This is a genomic window from Sedimentitalea sediminis, from assembly GCF_042687825.1.
Taxonomy (GTDB): domain Bacteria; phylum Pseudomonadota; class Alphaproteobacteria; order Rhodobacterales; family Rhodobacteraceae; genus Sedimentitalea.
In genome coordinates this window covers 21,411-35,117 of sequence record NZ_JBHUQE010000017.1, presented here as the reverse complement: position 1 = coordinate 35,117, position 13,707 = coordinate 21,411, and the positions used below count along the sequence as shown (strand labels likewise).

General features: G+C 65.9%; 12 protein-coding genes. 3 read left to right on the top strand and 9 right to left on the bottom strand.

From position 1 onward, the window contains the following. Positions 1-32 precede the first annotated feature (32 nt). Positions 33-383: a hypothetical protein gene (locus ACFMPD_RS13490; RefSeq protein ID WP_380995273.1), complete on the top strand. Its 351-nt coding sequence runs from the start codon at positions 33-35 to the stop codon at positions 381-383. Positions 384-412: 29 nt separating this feature from the next. Here the strand turns inward: ACFMPD_RS13490 and ACFMPD_RS13485 are convergent, their stop codons facing one another. Next, a complete protein-coding gene (locus ACFMPD_RS13485) occupies positions 413-1,585 on the bottom strand; it encodes a MalY/PatB family protein (protein WP_380995270.1) in 1,173 nt (390 codons plus the stop codon). A 95-nt stretch (positions 1,586-1,680) separates the two neighbouring features. Between ACFMPD_RS13485 and def the strand changes: the two genes are divergently transcribed. Further along, positions 1,681-2,199, top strand: a complete 519-nt coding sequence (gene def / locus ACFMPD_RS13480) for a peptide deformylase (protein WP_380995268.1) — start codon at positions 1,681-1,683, stop codon at positions 2,197-2,199. Positions 2,200-2,211: 12 nt separating this feature from the next. Here def and ACFMPD_RS13475 read toward each other — a convergent pair whose 3' ends face one another. From ACFMPD_RS13475 to ACFMPD_RS13450, 6 genes are all read right to left on the bottom strand, one after another. Beyond that, entirely contained in the window at positions 2,212-3,663 is a 1,452-nt protein-coding gene (locus tag ACFMPD_RS13475) for an aldehyde dehydrogenase family protein (protein ID WP_380995265.1), read from the bottom strand. Next, a complete protein-coding gene (locus ACFMPD_RS13470) occupies positions 3,656-5,269 on the bottom strand; it encodes an ABC transporter ATP-binding protein (protein ID WP_380995262.1) in 1,614 nt (537 codons plus the stop codon). The genes ACFMPD_RS13475 and ACFMPD_RS13470 overlap by 8 nt, the downstream gene beginning before the upstream one ends. Further along, positions 5,266-6,081 (bottom strand): ABC transporter permease, encoded by an 816-nt coding sequence (locus tag ACFMPD_RS13465; protein WP_380995260.1) that lies wholly within the window; start codon positions 6,079-6,081, stop codon positions 5,266-5,268. Before ACFMPD_RS13465 ends, ACFMPD_RS13470 begins: the two co-directional genes overlap by 4 nt. Further along, positions 6,078-7,025, bottom strand: coding sequence for an ABC transporter permease (locus ACFMPD_RS13460; protein WP_380995381.1), 948 nt, complete (start codon positions 7,023-7,025; stop codon positions 6,078-6,080). The genes ACFMPD_RS13465 and ACFMPD_RS13460 overlap by 4 nt, the downstream gene beginning before the upstream one ends. Positions 7,026-7,113: 88 nt before the next feature. Next, positions 7,114-8,544 (bottom strand): tannase/feruloyl esterase family alpha/beta hydrolase, encoded by a 1,431-nt coding sequence (locus ACFMPD_RS13455; protein ID WP_380995257.1) that lies wholly within the window; start codon positions 8,542-8,544, stop codon positions 7,114-7,116. A gap of 117 nt (positions 8,545-8,661) precedes the next feature. Beyond that, entirely contained in the window at positions 8,662-10,143 is a 1,482-nt protein-coding gene (locus tag ACFMPD_RS13450; protein ID WP_380995254.1) for an ABC transporter substrate-binding protein, read from the bottom strand. Positions 10,144-10,320: 177 nt separating this feature from the next. Between ACFMPD_RS13450 and glpK the strand changes: the two genes are divergently transcribed. Next, positions 10,321-11,802, top strand: coding sequence for a glycerol kinase GlpK (gene glpK / locus ACFMPD_RS13445; RefSeq protein ID WP_380995252.1), 1,482 nt, complete (start codon positions 10,321-10,323; stop codon positions 11,800-11,802). 18 nt (positions 11,803-11,820) lie between these two features. Here glpK and ACFMPD_RS13440 read toward each other — a convergent pair whose 3' ends face one another. Together ACFMPD_RS13440 and idi are read right to left on the bottom strand one after the other, a co-directional pair. After that, positions 11,821-13,077 carry a flavin-dependent oxidoreductase gene (locus ACFMPD_RS13440; protein WP_380995249.1) on the bottom strand — a complete coding sequence of 419 codons (1,257 nt, stop codon included), beginning with the start codon at positions 13,075-13,077 and terminating at the stop codon, positions 11,821-11,823. Between the two features lie 69 nt (positions 13,078-13,146). Further along, on the bottom strand, positions 13,147-13,680 hold the full coding sequence (gene idi, locus ACFMPD_RS13435) for an isopentenyl-diphosphate Delta-isomerase (RefSeq protein ID WP_380995247.1): 534 nt from the start codon (positions 13,678-13,680) through the stop codon (positions 13,147-13,149). Positions 13,681-13,707: the final 27 nt, after the last annotated feature.

The window sequence follows — 13,707 nt, the reverse complement described above, 5'->3', positions numbered from 1 at the left end:
CCTAGGGGCATGACTTGGGGGAGAAACGCGACATGTCGACCTTTATTTCGGACGATATCCGCACACAGCTGAACGCGGCCCGGCTGGCCGGATTGAAAAAGACCAGCCGCTTGCGGGTTCAGGTCGGGGATAGATTTTACACGGTGCTGCGCCTGTGGCAGGGCGGGTTTTCCGTCGAGGCGGAAACCGTGCCGGCTCTGCGTGGGCTGGTCGATCTGTATGATGGCGGGCGGCATCTATATCAATGCCTGATCATCGCCTCGGATTCCGACGCCGGCGAACAGCGCTATGAATTCAAACGCAACACCGCAGCCAGCGACAAGGCGCCGCTGGACCATTACCGTGCACCGGATGCCCCGGCCGGATTGTTGCCGCGCGACTGACCGCAGGGTGCAGGCGATGGGCGGCGGCGCTATTGCAGGTCGGCAAAGGCGGCCTGCATCCGGTTGCAGGCTTCTTGCACGCGCCAGCGCTGCGTCGCCAGGTTGAACCGCTGAAAGGTCTCGCCGCCAGCACCGAATCCGGGGCCGGGCGACACCGCGATCCGCGCATCGTCGCGGATGCGCGTGGCGACCTCGTCCGGACTCATGCCGGTGCCGGAAAAATCGACCCAGGCCAGATAGGTCGATTGCAAGGGCATCGACCACAGCCCCGGAATGGCGTTGATCGCGGCGTCAAACAGCCGCCGGTTGCCGTCGAGATGGGCGATCTGCGCATCGACCCAGCGCGCCCCCTCGGGACTGTAGGCGGCGGTGATCATGCTGATCCCCAGCGCGCTGGGGGAATAGTCCAGCGCCACCAGCCGCTGTTTCATCGCCGCGCGCAGGTCCGGGTCGGGAATGATCATGTTGCCGGTGCGCTGCCCGGCGATGTTGAATGTCTTGGACGGTGCGGTCAGATAGACCGCTTGGCCGCGGTGGTCCGGTGCCGCAATATCCATCGGCACGAAATGCTGGCCGGCATAGACCAGATCGTGATGCACTTCGTCCGAAACCAGGATCAGGTCGTTGCGGGCGGCAAAGGCGGCCACGTCGCGCAGTTCCTCGGTCGTCCAGATACGCCCCGACGGGTTCTGCGGCGAGCAGAACAACATGATTTTTTCCCGACCGGTCAGGCGGCTCTGGGCATCGGCCAGGTCCAGCTCATAGCTGTCGCCCCGGCGCCGCAGCGGCGATTCTATCAGGGTGCGCCCGGCATTTTTAATCTTCATCGCAAATTCGTGGTAGACCGGCGAAAAGATCAGCACGCCGTCGCCCGGGTCGCTATAGACATCCAGACACAGCGCGATGGCGTTTCCCAGGCCCTGCGACGTCAGAATCCATTTCCGGTCGACCTGCCAGCCATGCCGGTTCTGCATCCACCACTGGATGGCGGCGAAATATTCCGGGTATTGCCAGGAATAGCCGAACACGCCGTGATCGGCCGCCTCGCGCACCGCCCGGATCACGCAGGGCGCCGTGCGATAGTCGGAATCCGCGGTCCACATGGCCAGCCCGTCATCCGGCGAGATGCCGTAGAGCGCCTGCATCTTGTCCCATTTGCTGGACTGCGTGCCGCGGCGGTCGATCGGGTCGTCAAAGGTCATGGGACTCTCCTGTGCTGGACCGGCAAGCTAGTCGGAATCGACGGACGTGCAAGGGGGCGTTGCGGTGTGCCCGGTGATCGCCTACATGATCTTGCATGAAACGTCCGATCCTGATCCATCCCGACCCGCGCCTGAAAAAGGTCTGTGCCCCGGTGACCGATATTACCGGTGACCTGAGCCAGTTGGCCGAGGACATGCTGGAAACCATGTATGACGCGCCGGGCATCGGACTGGCCGCGCCCCAGGTCGGGGTGCTGGAACGGCTGATCGTGATGGATTGCGTCAAGGAAGAAGGCGCCGCGCCGCGCCCGACCGTGATGTTCAACCCGGAAATCGTGGCCGCCTCGGACGCGCTGAGCGTTTATGAAGAGGGCTGCCTGTCGATCCCCGAACAATATGCCGAGGTGACCCGCCCCGCCGAGGTCGAAGTCGCCTGGATCGACCAGCAGGGCAACCCGCAAAAGGCCGCGTTTGACGGGCTGTGGGCGACCTGCGTGCAGCACGAGATCGACCATTTGAACGGCAAGCTGTTCATCGACTATCTGAAACCGCTGAAGCGGCAGATGATCACCCGCAAGATGCAGAAACTAAAGCGCGAGCTGGCGCGCGCCTGATCGCCCTTGGGATCAGCCGTGCAACGCGGCGACGGTCTTGAGCTGCGAGAACCCGTACAGCGCCTCGAACCCCTTTTCCCGCCCGTGCCCGGACTTGCCGACGCCGCCAAAGGGCAGTTCGACGCCGCCGCCGGCGCCGTAATTGTTGATGAACACCTGTCCTGACCGCAACCCCCGCGCCAGGCGCATCTGCCGCGCGCCATCGCTGGTCCAGACGCCGGCGACCAGCCCATAGTCGGTGCTGTTGGCGATACGCAGGGCCGTTTCCTCGGTGTCAAACGGGATCAGCACCTGCACCGGGCCGAAAATCTCGTCCCGGGCCAACATGTGGTCCGGCGGCACGTCGGCAAACAGGGTCGGCGCGACATAGGCGCCGCGTGACGGGGCGTCGCCGACGATGCGGCCGCGCCCCGCCACCGCCAGACCTCCGCCGATGTCCAGATAGCCGGTGACGATGTCCTTTTGCCGATCCGAAATCAGCGGCCCCAACCGCAGGTCCTGCAGCGCCGGGCCGACGGTCAGTTCGTCATAGGCGGCGGCCATGTGCTCGCGCACCGCATCATAGACGCCGCGCTGCACCAGAATGCGCGAACTGGCGGAACAGGTCTGACCGGCGTTCTGGATGCCGGCATTGACCAGAAACGGCAGAGCCGCGTCGATATCGGCATCGTCAAAGACCAGCTGCGGCGATTTCCCGCCCAGTTCCAGCGTCACCGGCACCACGTTGCGTGCGGCGGCCATCTGGACCTTTGCGCCGGTGCCGACCGAGCCGGTAAAGCTGACATGCTGCACAGCCGCATGCCCCGCCAGCGCCGCCCCGGCCTCGGCTCCCAAGCCCGGCACCACGTTCAGCGCCCCGGCGGGCAGACCGGCCTCGCGTGCGATATCGGCAAAACCCAGCGCCGTCAGACAGGCCTCTTCGGCGGGTTTCAGCACCGCGGCATTGCCCATTGCCAGTGCCGCCCCGACCGAACGCCCGATGATCTGCATGGGATAGTTCCAGGGCACGATATGGCCCGTGACCCCATGCGGTTCGCGCAGGGTATAGACGGTATAACCGGGCAGATAGGGGATGGTCTCGCCCATCACCTTGTCCGCCGCGCCGCCATAGAATTCCATATAGCGGGCCAGAGCGACGGCGTCGGCGCGGGCCTGTGTCAGCGGCTTGCCCACATCTGTCGCCTCGATCCGCGCCAATGCGTCGACGCGGTCCAGCACCAATTGTCCGATCCGGGTCAGGATGCGACCGCGTTCGGTCGCGCTCATGCGGCCCCAGTCGCCCTCGCGTGCGCCTTGCGCGGCCTGCACAGCGGAGTCGATATCGGCATCGGTTCCACCGGCGATGCGGCAGATCGTGCTGCCGTCCGAGGGGTTGATCAGCGGCAGGGTCCGGCCCTCGCAGGCCGGGCGCCACTGGCCGCCGATCAGGCACAAAGAGGGATCGAACCAGAGAAGATCAGACATGCGGTTGGCTCCGTTGCAGGGCGTCAAGATCGGGCAGGCGCGGAGCGGCGGCGATCAGCGCCTGCGTATAGGGATGCTGCGGGTTGGTGAACACGTCCTCGGTGTCGCCGGCCTCGACGATCCGGCCCGCCTGCATCACCAGAACCCGGTCGGTCACGGTGCGCACGACGCTCAGATCGTGGCTGATGAACAGATAGGTCAGGTCATAGGTATCGCAAAGCTCGGCCAGCAGATCGAGGATCTGTGCCCGCACCGAGACGTCCAGCGCGCTGACCGCCTCGTCAAACAGGATCAGGTCCGGGCGCACGATCAGCGCCCGGGCAATGGCGATGCGCTGGCGCTGGCCGCCGGAAAACTCGTGGATGTATTTCAGCGCGTCTTGGGGGTGCAGGCCGACCGCGGCCAGCGCTTCGGCGATGGCGGCACGCCGCGCAGCGCCGGTGGGCGGATCCGTCAGCAGGTGGAACGGCTCGGTGATCAGACGGTCGACCCGGTGGCGCGGGTTGAAACTGCCGAACGGATCCTGAAACACCACCTGCATCCGGCGCCGCACCGCCAGGTTCGGCCTGTGCCCGGCATAGACTGGCGCGCCGTCCAGCAGGATCTGGCCCTGCTGCACCGGTTCCAGCCCCAGCAGCGCCCGGGTCAGCGTGGATTTTCCGCAGCCCGACTCGCCCACCAGCCCCAGCCGCTCGCCGCGGTTCAGGGTAAAGCTGACCCGGTCCACGGCGCGGAAATGGCCAGGATCGTGCAGCAGCCGGGTGCGGGGCAGGCGATAGTCGCGCACGACGTCGCGCACCTGCAGCAGCGGTGCGGGCGGGGGCGCCTCGGGCAGCGCCACCCGATGGGCAGAGGCCTGAAACAGCATGCGCGTATAGGGGTGACGCATCTGGGTCAGCAGGCTCTGCGTCGGGCCGGATTCGACCACGGCGCCGTGGCGCATGACGACGATGCGGTCGGCCATGTCGGCAACAACCGCCAGATCGTGGGTGATCATCAACAGGCCCATACCGAAATCCGCCACCAGCCCCTTCAGCAGGTCCAGAATCTGCGCCTGGGTGGTCACGTCCAGCGCCGTGGTCGGCTCGTCCGCGATCAGCAGTTTCGGGCGCAGGGCGATGGCCATGGCGATCACCACCCGCTGGCGCTGGCCGCCGGACAGCTCGTGTGGATAGCGGCCCAGCGGAAAGCGGTCGGCGGGCAGGCCGACGCGGTCCAGCATCTCGCGCGCCCGGGCGCGCGCGGCCCGGGCGGACATCGCGCCATGCACCAATATGGTCTCGGCCACCTGATCGCCGATCGATCGCACCGGGTTCAGCGCCGTCATCGGTTCCTGAAAGACCATGCCCACCGCGCGGCCGCGCAGGCCGCACATCTGCGATTCGCCGGCCTCCAGAATGTCGGTGCCGTCCAGGGTGATCCGGCCGGCGGCGTCGGCCTGGTCGGGCAACAGCCGCATCACCGCCAGCGCGGTCATCGATTTGCCGGATCCGCTTTCGCCGGTGACGGCGACGATCTCGCCGGGGGCCACGGTCAGTGACACCGATTTCAGGATGGGCGTGTCCCGGATCGACAGGGACAGGCCGCGGATCGCCAGCAGGCTCATGAGCGGCTGACCCGCAGCCGCGGGTCCAGATGGTCGCGCAGACCGTCGCCCATCAGGTTCAGGCCCAGCACCGTCAGGATGATCGCGAGGCCCGGAATCAGCGCCAGATGCGGTGCAAAGCTGACCATGGTCTGGGCATCGGCCAGCATCCGGCCCCAGCTGGGCACCGGCGGCTGCGCCCCCAGCCCGACATAGGACAGACCGGCCTCGGCGAGAATGCCCAGGCTGAACTGGATGGTGCTTTGCACGATCAGCAGGTTGGCGACATTGGGCAGGATATGCTCGACCGAGATGCGGGCGCCGGATTTGCCGGCGACCCGCGCGGCCAGGACGAAATCGCGCTGCCACAGGGACAGCGCCCCGCCGCGGGTGATACGGGCAAAGACCGGGATGTTGAAAATGCCGATGGCGATGATCGCGTTGACCGCGCCGGCGCCGAACACGGCGGTGATCAGGATGGCGATGACCAGGCTGGGAAAAGCAAAGATCAGATCGTTGCCGCGCATGATCAACTCGTCCAGCCAGGATCCTTTGCGCGCCGCGGCCGTCAGACCCAGCGGCACTCCCAGCGCCATGCCGATGCCCACGGCCACCAGCGCCACCGCGATCGAGGTGCGCGCACCGACCATGATCATGCTCAGGATGTCGCGGCCGAAATGGTCGGTGCCGAACCAATGCGCCCGGTCCGGCGGGCGCAGCTTGGCCGGGATGTCCAGGGCGGCATGGTCATAGGGGGTCCAGACAAAGGACAGCAGCGCCGCCACCACCACCAGCGAGGACAGCAGGCCACCGATCAGCAGGTTGCGGTTCATGTCCGGCTCCGAAGGCGGGGATCGACCAGCGCATAGGCCAGGTCGACCAGGAAATTCACCAGGATCACCGAGAAGACCAGCAGCATCACCACGCTTTCCACCACGATCAGATCGCGCGAACTGATCGACTGGAACACCAGCCGGCCCAGCCCCGGCAGATAGAACACCTGCTCGATAATGATCGACCCGGCCAGCAGGAACGAGAATTGCAGCCCGATAATGGTCAGCACCGGGATCAACGCATTGCGCACCCCGTGCCGCCACAATGCCTGGCGCCGGCTCAGCCCCTTGGCGCGGGCGGTGCGCATGTAGTCCTCGCCCAGCACATCCAGCAGCGACGAGCGCATGACCCGCGCCAGGATCGCCGCCTGCGGCAGCGCCAGGGCGATGGCCGGCAGGGTCAGCGAACGCATCCCGGCCCACAGCCCGTCCTGCCAGCCGGCAAAGCCGCCGGCGCTGAACCAGCGCAGATTGATGGCAAAGATCAGCACCAGGATCATCGCAAACCAGAAATTCGGGATGGCGATGCCCAGTTGCGTGGCGCCCATCACCGCGACGTCGCCGGGGCGGCCACGGCGCGCGGCGGCATAGATGCCGGCGGGAAAGGCCATGAGGGTCGACAGGGTCAGCGCATACAGCGCCAGCGGCAGCGACACCCACAATCGGTCGCCGATCATCTCGGCGACGGGGGTGCGATAGGTATAAGAGGTGCCGAAATCGCCGGTCAGCATGCCGCCAACCCAATCCCCGTAGCGCTGCCATTTCGGCACGTCCAGACCCAGTTCGGCGCGCAGGGCAGCGACGGTATCGGGTTGTGCATTGATGCCCAGCATGAAACTGGCGGGATCGCCGGGGGCCACCTCGATCACGACAAAGATGACCAGCGAGGCAACGGCCAGGCTGATCAGCAGCGAGAGCAGGCGTTTGAGCGAATAGCGCAGCATCCCCATCACGTTAGGGGCTGGGGCAGGGCGGGTCCAGCGTGCAAACCGGTAAAGGGGCGCCCTGTGGGCGGACGCCCCGGTCGTCGTGCTATTGCTCGGCGCGGATCGTCGCCGGGCGCGTGCCGTCGTTCAGCCAGGCTTCGAGCGGAGTCAGCGGATCCAGCGCCGCCTGCGAGATACCGCCCGGTCCGGGCAGGATGCCGCAATGGTCCAGCCCCGGGATCATGAACAGCGCGACATTCTCCTTCAGCGCCTCTTCGCCCCCGGCGATCTCGGCGGCCTGCTCATACCATTGTACGGTCTTGAAGGGTGTCACGATCGCGTCGGCCCAGCCATGCCAGACGATCATCTTGCCGCCGGCGGCGCGAAAGGCTGAAATGTCGGGATCGTCGCCGTTATAGGCCTGGGCCGCCCGCGCCATGCGCTGCGGATCGGCGTCAAAATCGAAATCGGCGGGCGACCAGGCGGTGCCGGGATCGTCCTCAAAGGCCATGTAACCGGTAAAGCCCGTGGTAAAGGCGTTGACCAGCCGGCCGGCGCCCTTTTCATTGCCGGTCAGCCACAGCCACCAGAACGGTTCGGACCCGGCGGGCACGCCGCCGGGATACAGCTGTTCGCCGGCGCTGTTGCGCGGCCCCTGCCGCCATTTCTCGATCACCTGCAATTCGGCCTCGGTCAGGCATTCGGCTCCCTCGGAGCCCTGTTCGCATTGCAGGGCCGACAGGTCGGCCTGGCACTGGCGCGGGTCGGCGATCAGCCCGTCCTCGCTGCCGTCGATGCCGTCACAGGCGGCCATGACCGCATCGCCGATCAGCTTGTCCTTGCCGGGTTTCAGGATCCAGGCGCCGGTCTCGTCGGTATTGGCCTGCATCAGCCAGCTCATCTTGGTCGCGACCAGACCGGGATAAGCCATCGCCGGGGCGCCGGAAATGATGCCGTTGAACATCTCGGGATAACGCAGGGCCGCCACATGCGCCATGCGCCCGCCGGTCGAACAGCCCTGAAAGATCGCCTGTTCAGAGCCGCCGCCGTAAAACGCCCCGATCATCGCCTGCGCCACGCGATGGGTCTCGCCGATCGAGCGCCAGCCCCAGTCGCGTTCGGCATGCGGGTTGTCCTCGGCCCAGGCGGCATCGACCACCGACAGGCCATGATGGCCACTGTCCGAGGTCGCGGTGGCATAGCCGCGCTGCAGGCCCGGGCGCATTGCGTTGATCCAGCCCGGCCCCGCATCGGCCCGGCCCAGAACGCCGCAGAACCCGCCGCAGCCGGATTGATAATACTTGCCGTTCCAGTCCTCCATCGGCAGGCGAACCTCGATGGAGATCGCCGGCAGGGCGGTGGCGCGGACCTGGCAATAGGCGGGCAGGGTGTCATCGGCCGGAACCACCTTGGCCGAGGTGACAAAGCCACCGTCCAGCGCTGTATTGTGCAGTGCCTCGCACTCGGCGGCCTCGCGCGCGCTGGCCGTGCCTGCCGCAATCAGCAGGGCGGCGGTGGATATCATTGTCTTTCTCACGTGTTTCTCCCTTTTTACGCAATGCTTTGAAACTCGATCGCGCCTTCAGGCTGGCGCAAAAGTATGTCGGTTTGAACACAACCGCCCGGCAGATCAGACCCCGCCGGGCGATGGCATTTATTCTGCCCAGCTGACCGCGGTCAGATCGGTCGCCTGGGTCGGGGCGTTGGTCCACAATCCCTGGATGCCGGCCTTGGCAACGATCGGATTGGCCAGTTGGAACAGGAAGCCGTTGACATAGTCCCGCGAAATCATGGTCTGCGCCTGATGCAGCAATTCGCGGCGTCTCTCCGGATCAGAGGTGCGGTTCAATTCCGCCATCAGGTCCTGAAACGCCGGGCTGTCATACTGAAAGTAGTATTCCGGGCGGGCATAGATGCCGATATCCATGGGTTCCGTGTGGCTGACGATGCTCAGGCCAAAGTCCTTGCCGCGAAACACGGTTTCCAGCCATTGTGCCCATTCGACATTGACGATTTCGGCCTTGATGCCGACGGCGGCCAACTGGGCTGCGATGATCTCGCCGCCGCGCCGCGCGTAGGACGGGGGCGGCAGGTGCAGCGTGGTGTCAAACCCCTCGGCCAGCCCGGCTTCGGCCAGCAGCGCCTTGGCCTTTTCCGGGTCATGCGCGGAGTCGCCGGTCAGATCGACATAGGCCGGATGGTGTGGCGCGAAATGGGTGCCGATCGGTGTGCCGTATCCGAACATCGCGCCATCGATGACAGACTGCCGGTCGATGGCGTGGGCGACGGCTTGACGGACGCGGACATCGTCAAAGGGCGGCCGCTTGTTGTTGATGGACAGGATGGTTTCGCCCTCGGTGCTGCCGACCAGCACCTGAAACCGCGGGTCGGCCTCGAATTGCGGCAGGTTCTCGGAAGCGGGAAATCTGAAGAAGACGTCCACGTCCTCGGCCATCACCGCGGCAAAGGCGGCGGTGGGATCGGAGATGTACTTGAACGTGGCCTTGTCCAGTTTGGCCGGCGTGCCCCAGTAGTCGGGGTTCCGTTCGATCTCGATCCTGTCGCCCTGCACCCAGTTCGCGAATTTGAACGCGCCAGTGCCGACGGGGGTGGTCTTTATCGAGTCGATGCTTTCGGGGGCGACGATAACGGCATCACCCCAGGCCATGTTGAACAGGAACAACCCGTTGGGTTCGCCAAGGGTGATCTTTACCGTCAGCGGGTCCACGACCGTGACATCGGTGATGCCGGCAAACAGCGCTTTTTGTGCGTTTACGCTGTCCTCGGCGCGGGCGCGCTCCAGGCTGAATTTCACATCCTCAGCATCCATCGTGGTGCCGTCGTGAAAGGTGACGCCGCTGCGAAGCTTGAAGGTATAGACCAGGCCGTCGTCGGAGATTTCCCAGCTTTCCGCCAGTCCCGGAACCACCGAGCCATCGCCCATGAACCGCGTCAGGCCCTCGAATATGTTGGAGTAGACGACCTCGTCGATGGCCGCGGCGGCGGCACTGGTCGGGTCCAGATGCGGTGGCTCAAGCTGCAGCGCGACCGTGATGTCCGTTTGCGCCCTGGCGGCGCCTAAACCGGCCGCAACGGCCATGGCACTGGCAAAAGCCAGCGTGGTGAAACGAGTCATTGGCAATCTCCCTGTCGGTCATCGTGCGCCGTTTTCCGGCACATTCGCGCGCCAGTCTTGGCCGAGAAGCTTGGATATACAAGCGTCTATTGCCCGATGCGGTGCGGTTCCGGACTGGCCTGCATCGGCCCGGGCGGTTTAGACAAGAAGCAGGTTCAGATCAGGGGAGGATCGCGCATGGTGCATGTTCTGGCTATAGATCAGGGAACGACCTCGACACGGGCGATCCTGTTTGACGGGGCGATGCAAAAGGTCGGGGTGGCGCAACAGGAGTTCCGCCAGCACTTTCCCAAGGCGGGTTGGGTCGAACACGACCCTGAAGAAATCTGGCAGAGCACGCTTGCCGTCTGCCGTCAGGTGCTGGGCGATTGCGACGTGGCAGCGGACGATCTGGCCGGTATCGGCATCACCAACCAGCGCGAAACGACGGTGGTCTGGGATCGCGCTACCGGCCAGCCGATCCACAACGCCATCGTCTGGCAGGACCGGCGCACCGCTGAAATCTGTACGCTGTTGAAAAGCCAGGGGCACGAGCCGGCGGTCAGTGCGGCGACCGGGTTGTTGCTGGACCCGTATTTCTCGGGCACCAAGCTGAAATGGCTGCTGGACCATGTCGAGGGCGCGCGCGAACGGGCGGCGCGCGGCGAGCTGCTGTTCGGCACCATCGACACATTCCTGATCTGGCGCCTGACCGGCGGGCGGGTGCATGCCACCGACGCCACCAACGCGGCGCGCACGCTGCTGTTTGACATTCACAAGGGGGGCTGGAGCGCGAATATCTGCGATCTGCTGGACATCCCCATGGCGATGCTGCCCGAGGTGCGCGACTGTGCGGCCGATTTCGGCCACGCCGACCTGGCGGGGGGGCAGGTGGCCATTCTGGGGGTTGCCGGCGACCAGCAGGCGGCGACGATCGGACAGGCCTGTTTTGCACCGGGGATGATGAAATCGACCTATGGCACCGGCTGTTTTGCCCTGCTCAACACCGGGGACAGCCCGGTCATGTCGGAAAACCGGATGCTGACCACGATTGCCTATCAACTGGACGGACAGCGCAGCTATGCGCTGGAGGGTTCGATCTTTATCGCCGGCGCGGTGGTGCAATGGCTGCGCGACGGGCTGGGCCTCATCGAACGGGCCGATCAGAGCGGGGCGCTGGCGCGGCAGGCCGACCCGGCGCAGGATCTGGTGATCGTTCCGGCCTTTACCGGGCTGGGGGCACCCTATTGGGCACCTGACTGCCGCGGCGCGGTCTTTGGGCTGACCCGCAATTCCGGCCCGGCCGAGTTCGCCCGCGCAGCGCTGGAAAGCGTCGCCTTTCAGACCCGCGATCTCTATCGGGCGATGCGCGCGGATTGGCAGACAGATGCCGACACCGTACTGCGAGTCGATGGCGGCATGAGCGCCAGCAACTGGACCATGCAGAGCCTGGCGGATCTGCTGGGTGCACCGGTGGACCGTCCGGTGATGCAGGAAACCACGGCGCTGGGGGTGGCCTGGCTGGCCGGGATGCGCGCCGGGGCCTATCCGGATCAGGCCGGGTTCGCCGCGACATGGGCATTGGACCGGCGGTTTGAACCGGCTTTGTCCGAGGCGACGCGCGACGCGCGTTACGCGCGCTGGCGGCAGGCGGTGGCGGCGGCGATGCAGGTCGTCTGACGCCGCCGCGCGGCGGTCTCAGCCGTTGTCCGGCCCCGGCGCGATGATCGGCGGGCTGGCATTCAGCGCGTCGATCGAAAACCCCGCCAGCGATTTGTATTTCTCCGCATGCGCGGCCAGCTCGGCATGCGGAATGATGTCGTCGATGTCCCGGAAATCACCGCCGCACAGATCCTCGACGCGCTGCAGGATGGCGTCCGGTCCGTTGCCCCGATTGGCCCGGCCGACGGCGGTGGTCACCGGGCGCACCCGGTCCTCATAGGCGTTCAGGGCGGCCGGAGTCAGGCCATGGCGCCGCAGTTCGGCGCCGATGATCCGGGCGTCGACAATCGCCTGGCTGGCCCCGTTCGAGCCGACCGGATAGGTCGGGTGTGCGGCGTCCCCCATCAGCGTGACCCGGCCCCGGGTCCATTGCGGCAGCGGATCGCGGTCGACCATCGGGTATTCGAACACTTCTGCGGCGCCGCGTATCAGGGCCGGCACGTCGATCCAGTCGAACCGCCAGTCCAGGAAATCCGGCAGGAAATCGTCGATATCGGCGGCCCGGTTCCAGTCTTCGCGCCGCCAGCCGATGTCCGGATCAAAGCGCTTTTCGGCGATCCAGTTGATCGTCGCCAGCCCGGTCTGCGGATCGGGGTCCGAGATCGGATAGGCCACCAGTCGCAGAGCGTCATGGCCGATCATCGCCATCGCGCCGCCGCCAAAGAATGCCGGTGCCTGCGTGGTGGCGCGCCACAGCACCCGACCGTTCCAGATCGGCGGGCCTTCGTCCGGTTCCATCTGGGCGCGCAGGGTCGAATGGATGCCATCGGCGGCGATCACCAGTTTGCCCTGTTCTGCCGCACCGCCCGGCAACCGCAGCGTTGCGCGCTCCGGCGCGGTTTCAAATCCGGTGGCGCGCTGGCCCGTGCGCAGGCAATCGGGGCCAGCCCGTGCGATCAGCGTTTCGTGCAACAGCACCTGCAGATGGCCGCGATGCACGGAGTATTGTGGCCAGTTGTAGCCGGCCCAGGTGCCGCGGGGTTCTTCCCAGATGCGCCGGCCGAGCTTCGAGTAGAACCCGTATTGCCGGGTCCGGACGCCGATCCGGTCCAGACCTTCGGCCAGCCCGAGATCGAACAATTCGCGCACCGCGTTGGGCTGCAGGTTGATTCCCACGCCCAGCGGGCGGATGTCGCGCGTGGCCTCAAAGATGCGAAACGGCACACCGATCTGGTGCAGCGTCAGCCCCAGCGTCAGCCCGGCTATGCCGCCGCCGGCAATCAATACGGTCATAAGTCGATCCCTGTTCTGCGCTGCCGCAAGAAAACCAACGGAACCGGGCGGGCACAAGTCCCCGCCCTGTCACGACTGCAGCATATCCGCTCCCAGGATGGTTTCGGCGTGCTCGCGCAGATAAATTTTCAGCCAGGGGGTGAACCGTTCGGGCGCGCCGGCCACCTCGGCCTGCAGATCCGCATAGTTGATCCAGCGGGTGTCCATCACCTCGTCTGGGTCGCAGTCCAAGTGCAGATCCGCCGGGGCATGGGCCAGAAACACCTCGACGACCTCATGTTCGGTCAGCCCGCCGCCGACATCGGCGCGGTACTCGATCTGCTGGCGGTATTCCGGAGTCAGCCCGGTGATGCCCAATTCCTGTTGCAGGCGGCGCCGGGCGCAGGTGTCGGCGGACTCTTGCCACAACGGATGGGTACAGCAGGTGTTCGCCCACAGCCCGGGGGTGTGGTATTTCCCGAGGGCGCGGCGCTGGATCAGGATGTCGGCGCCGCGCACCACAAAGACGGAAACCGCCTGGTGCCGCAACCCCTGCACATGCGCGGCCAGCTTGTCGACCGGCGTCAACACGCCGTCGACCCATGCGGGGATGAGATTGCTCATGAGGGCCTGCCGATCCGTTCGGGTTGG

Excerpts from the sequence above, each read along its gene's own strand:
- idi (WP_380995247.1), bottom strand. The coding sequence starts at position 13,680 with ATGAGCAATCTCATCCCCGCATGGGTCGACGGCGTGTTGACGCCGGTC.
- def (WP_380995268.1), top strand. The coding sequence starts at position 1,681 with ATGAAACGTCCGATCCTGATCCATCCCGACCCGCGCCTGAAAAAGGTC.
- ACFMPD_RS13470 (WP_380995262.1), bottom strand. The coding sequence starts at position 5,269 with ATGAGCCTGCTGGCGATCCGCGGCCTGTCCCTGTCGATCCGGGACACG.
- ACFMPD_RS13440 (WP_380995249.1), bottom strand. The coding sequence starts at position 13,077 with ATGACCGTATTGATTGCCGGCGGCGGCATAGCCGGGCTGACGCTGGGG.
- ACFMPD_RS13490 (WP_380995273.1), top strand. The coding sequence starts at position 33 with ATGTCGACCTTTATTTCGGACGATATCCGCACACAGCTGAACGCGGCC.
- ACFMPD_RS13450 (WP_380995254.1), bottom strand. The coding sequence starts at position 10,143 with ATGACTCGTTTCACCACGCTGGCTTTTGCCAGTGCCATGGCCGTTGCG.
- glpK (WP_380995252.1), top strand. The coding sequence starts at position 10,321 with ATGGTGCATGTTCTGGCTATAGATCAGGGAACGACCTCGACACGGGCG.
- ACFMPD_RS13465 (WP_380995260.1), bottom strand. The coding sequence starts at position 6,081 with ATGAACCGCAACCTGCTGATCGGTGGCCTGCTGTCCTCGCTGGTGGTG.
- ACFMPD_RS13485 (WP_380995270.1), bottom strand. The coding sequence starts at position 1,585 with ATGACCTTTGACGACCCGATCGACCGCCGCGGCACGCAGTCCAGCAAA.
- ACFMPD_RS13460 (WP_380995381.1), bottom strand. The coding sequence starts at position 7,025 with ATGCTGCGCTATTCGCTCAAACGCCTGCTCTCGCTGCTGATCAGCCTG.
- ACFMPD_RS13475 (WP_380995265.1), bottom strand. The coding sequence starts at position 3,663 with ATGTCTGATCTTCTCTGGTTCGATCCCTCTTTGTGCCTGATCGGCGGC.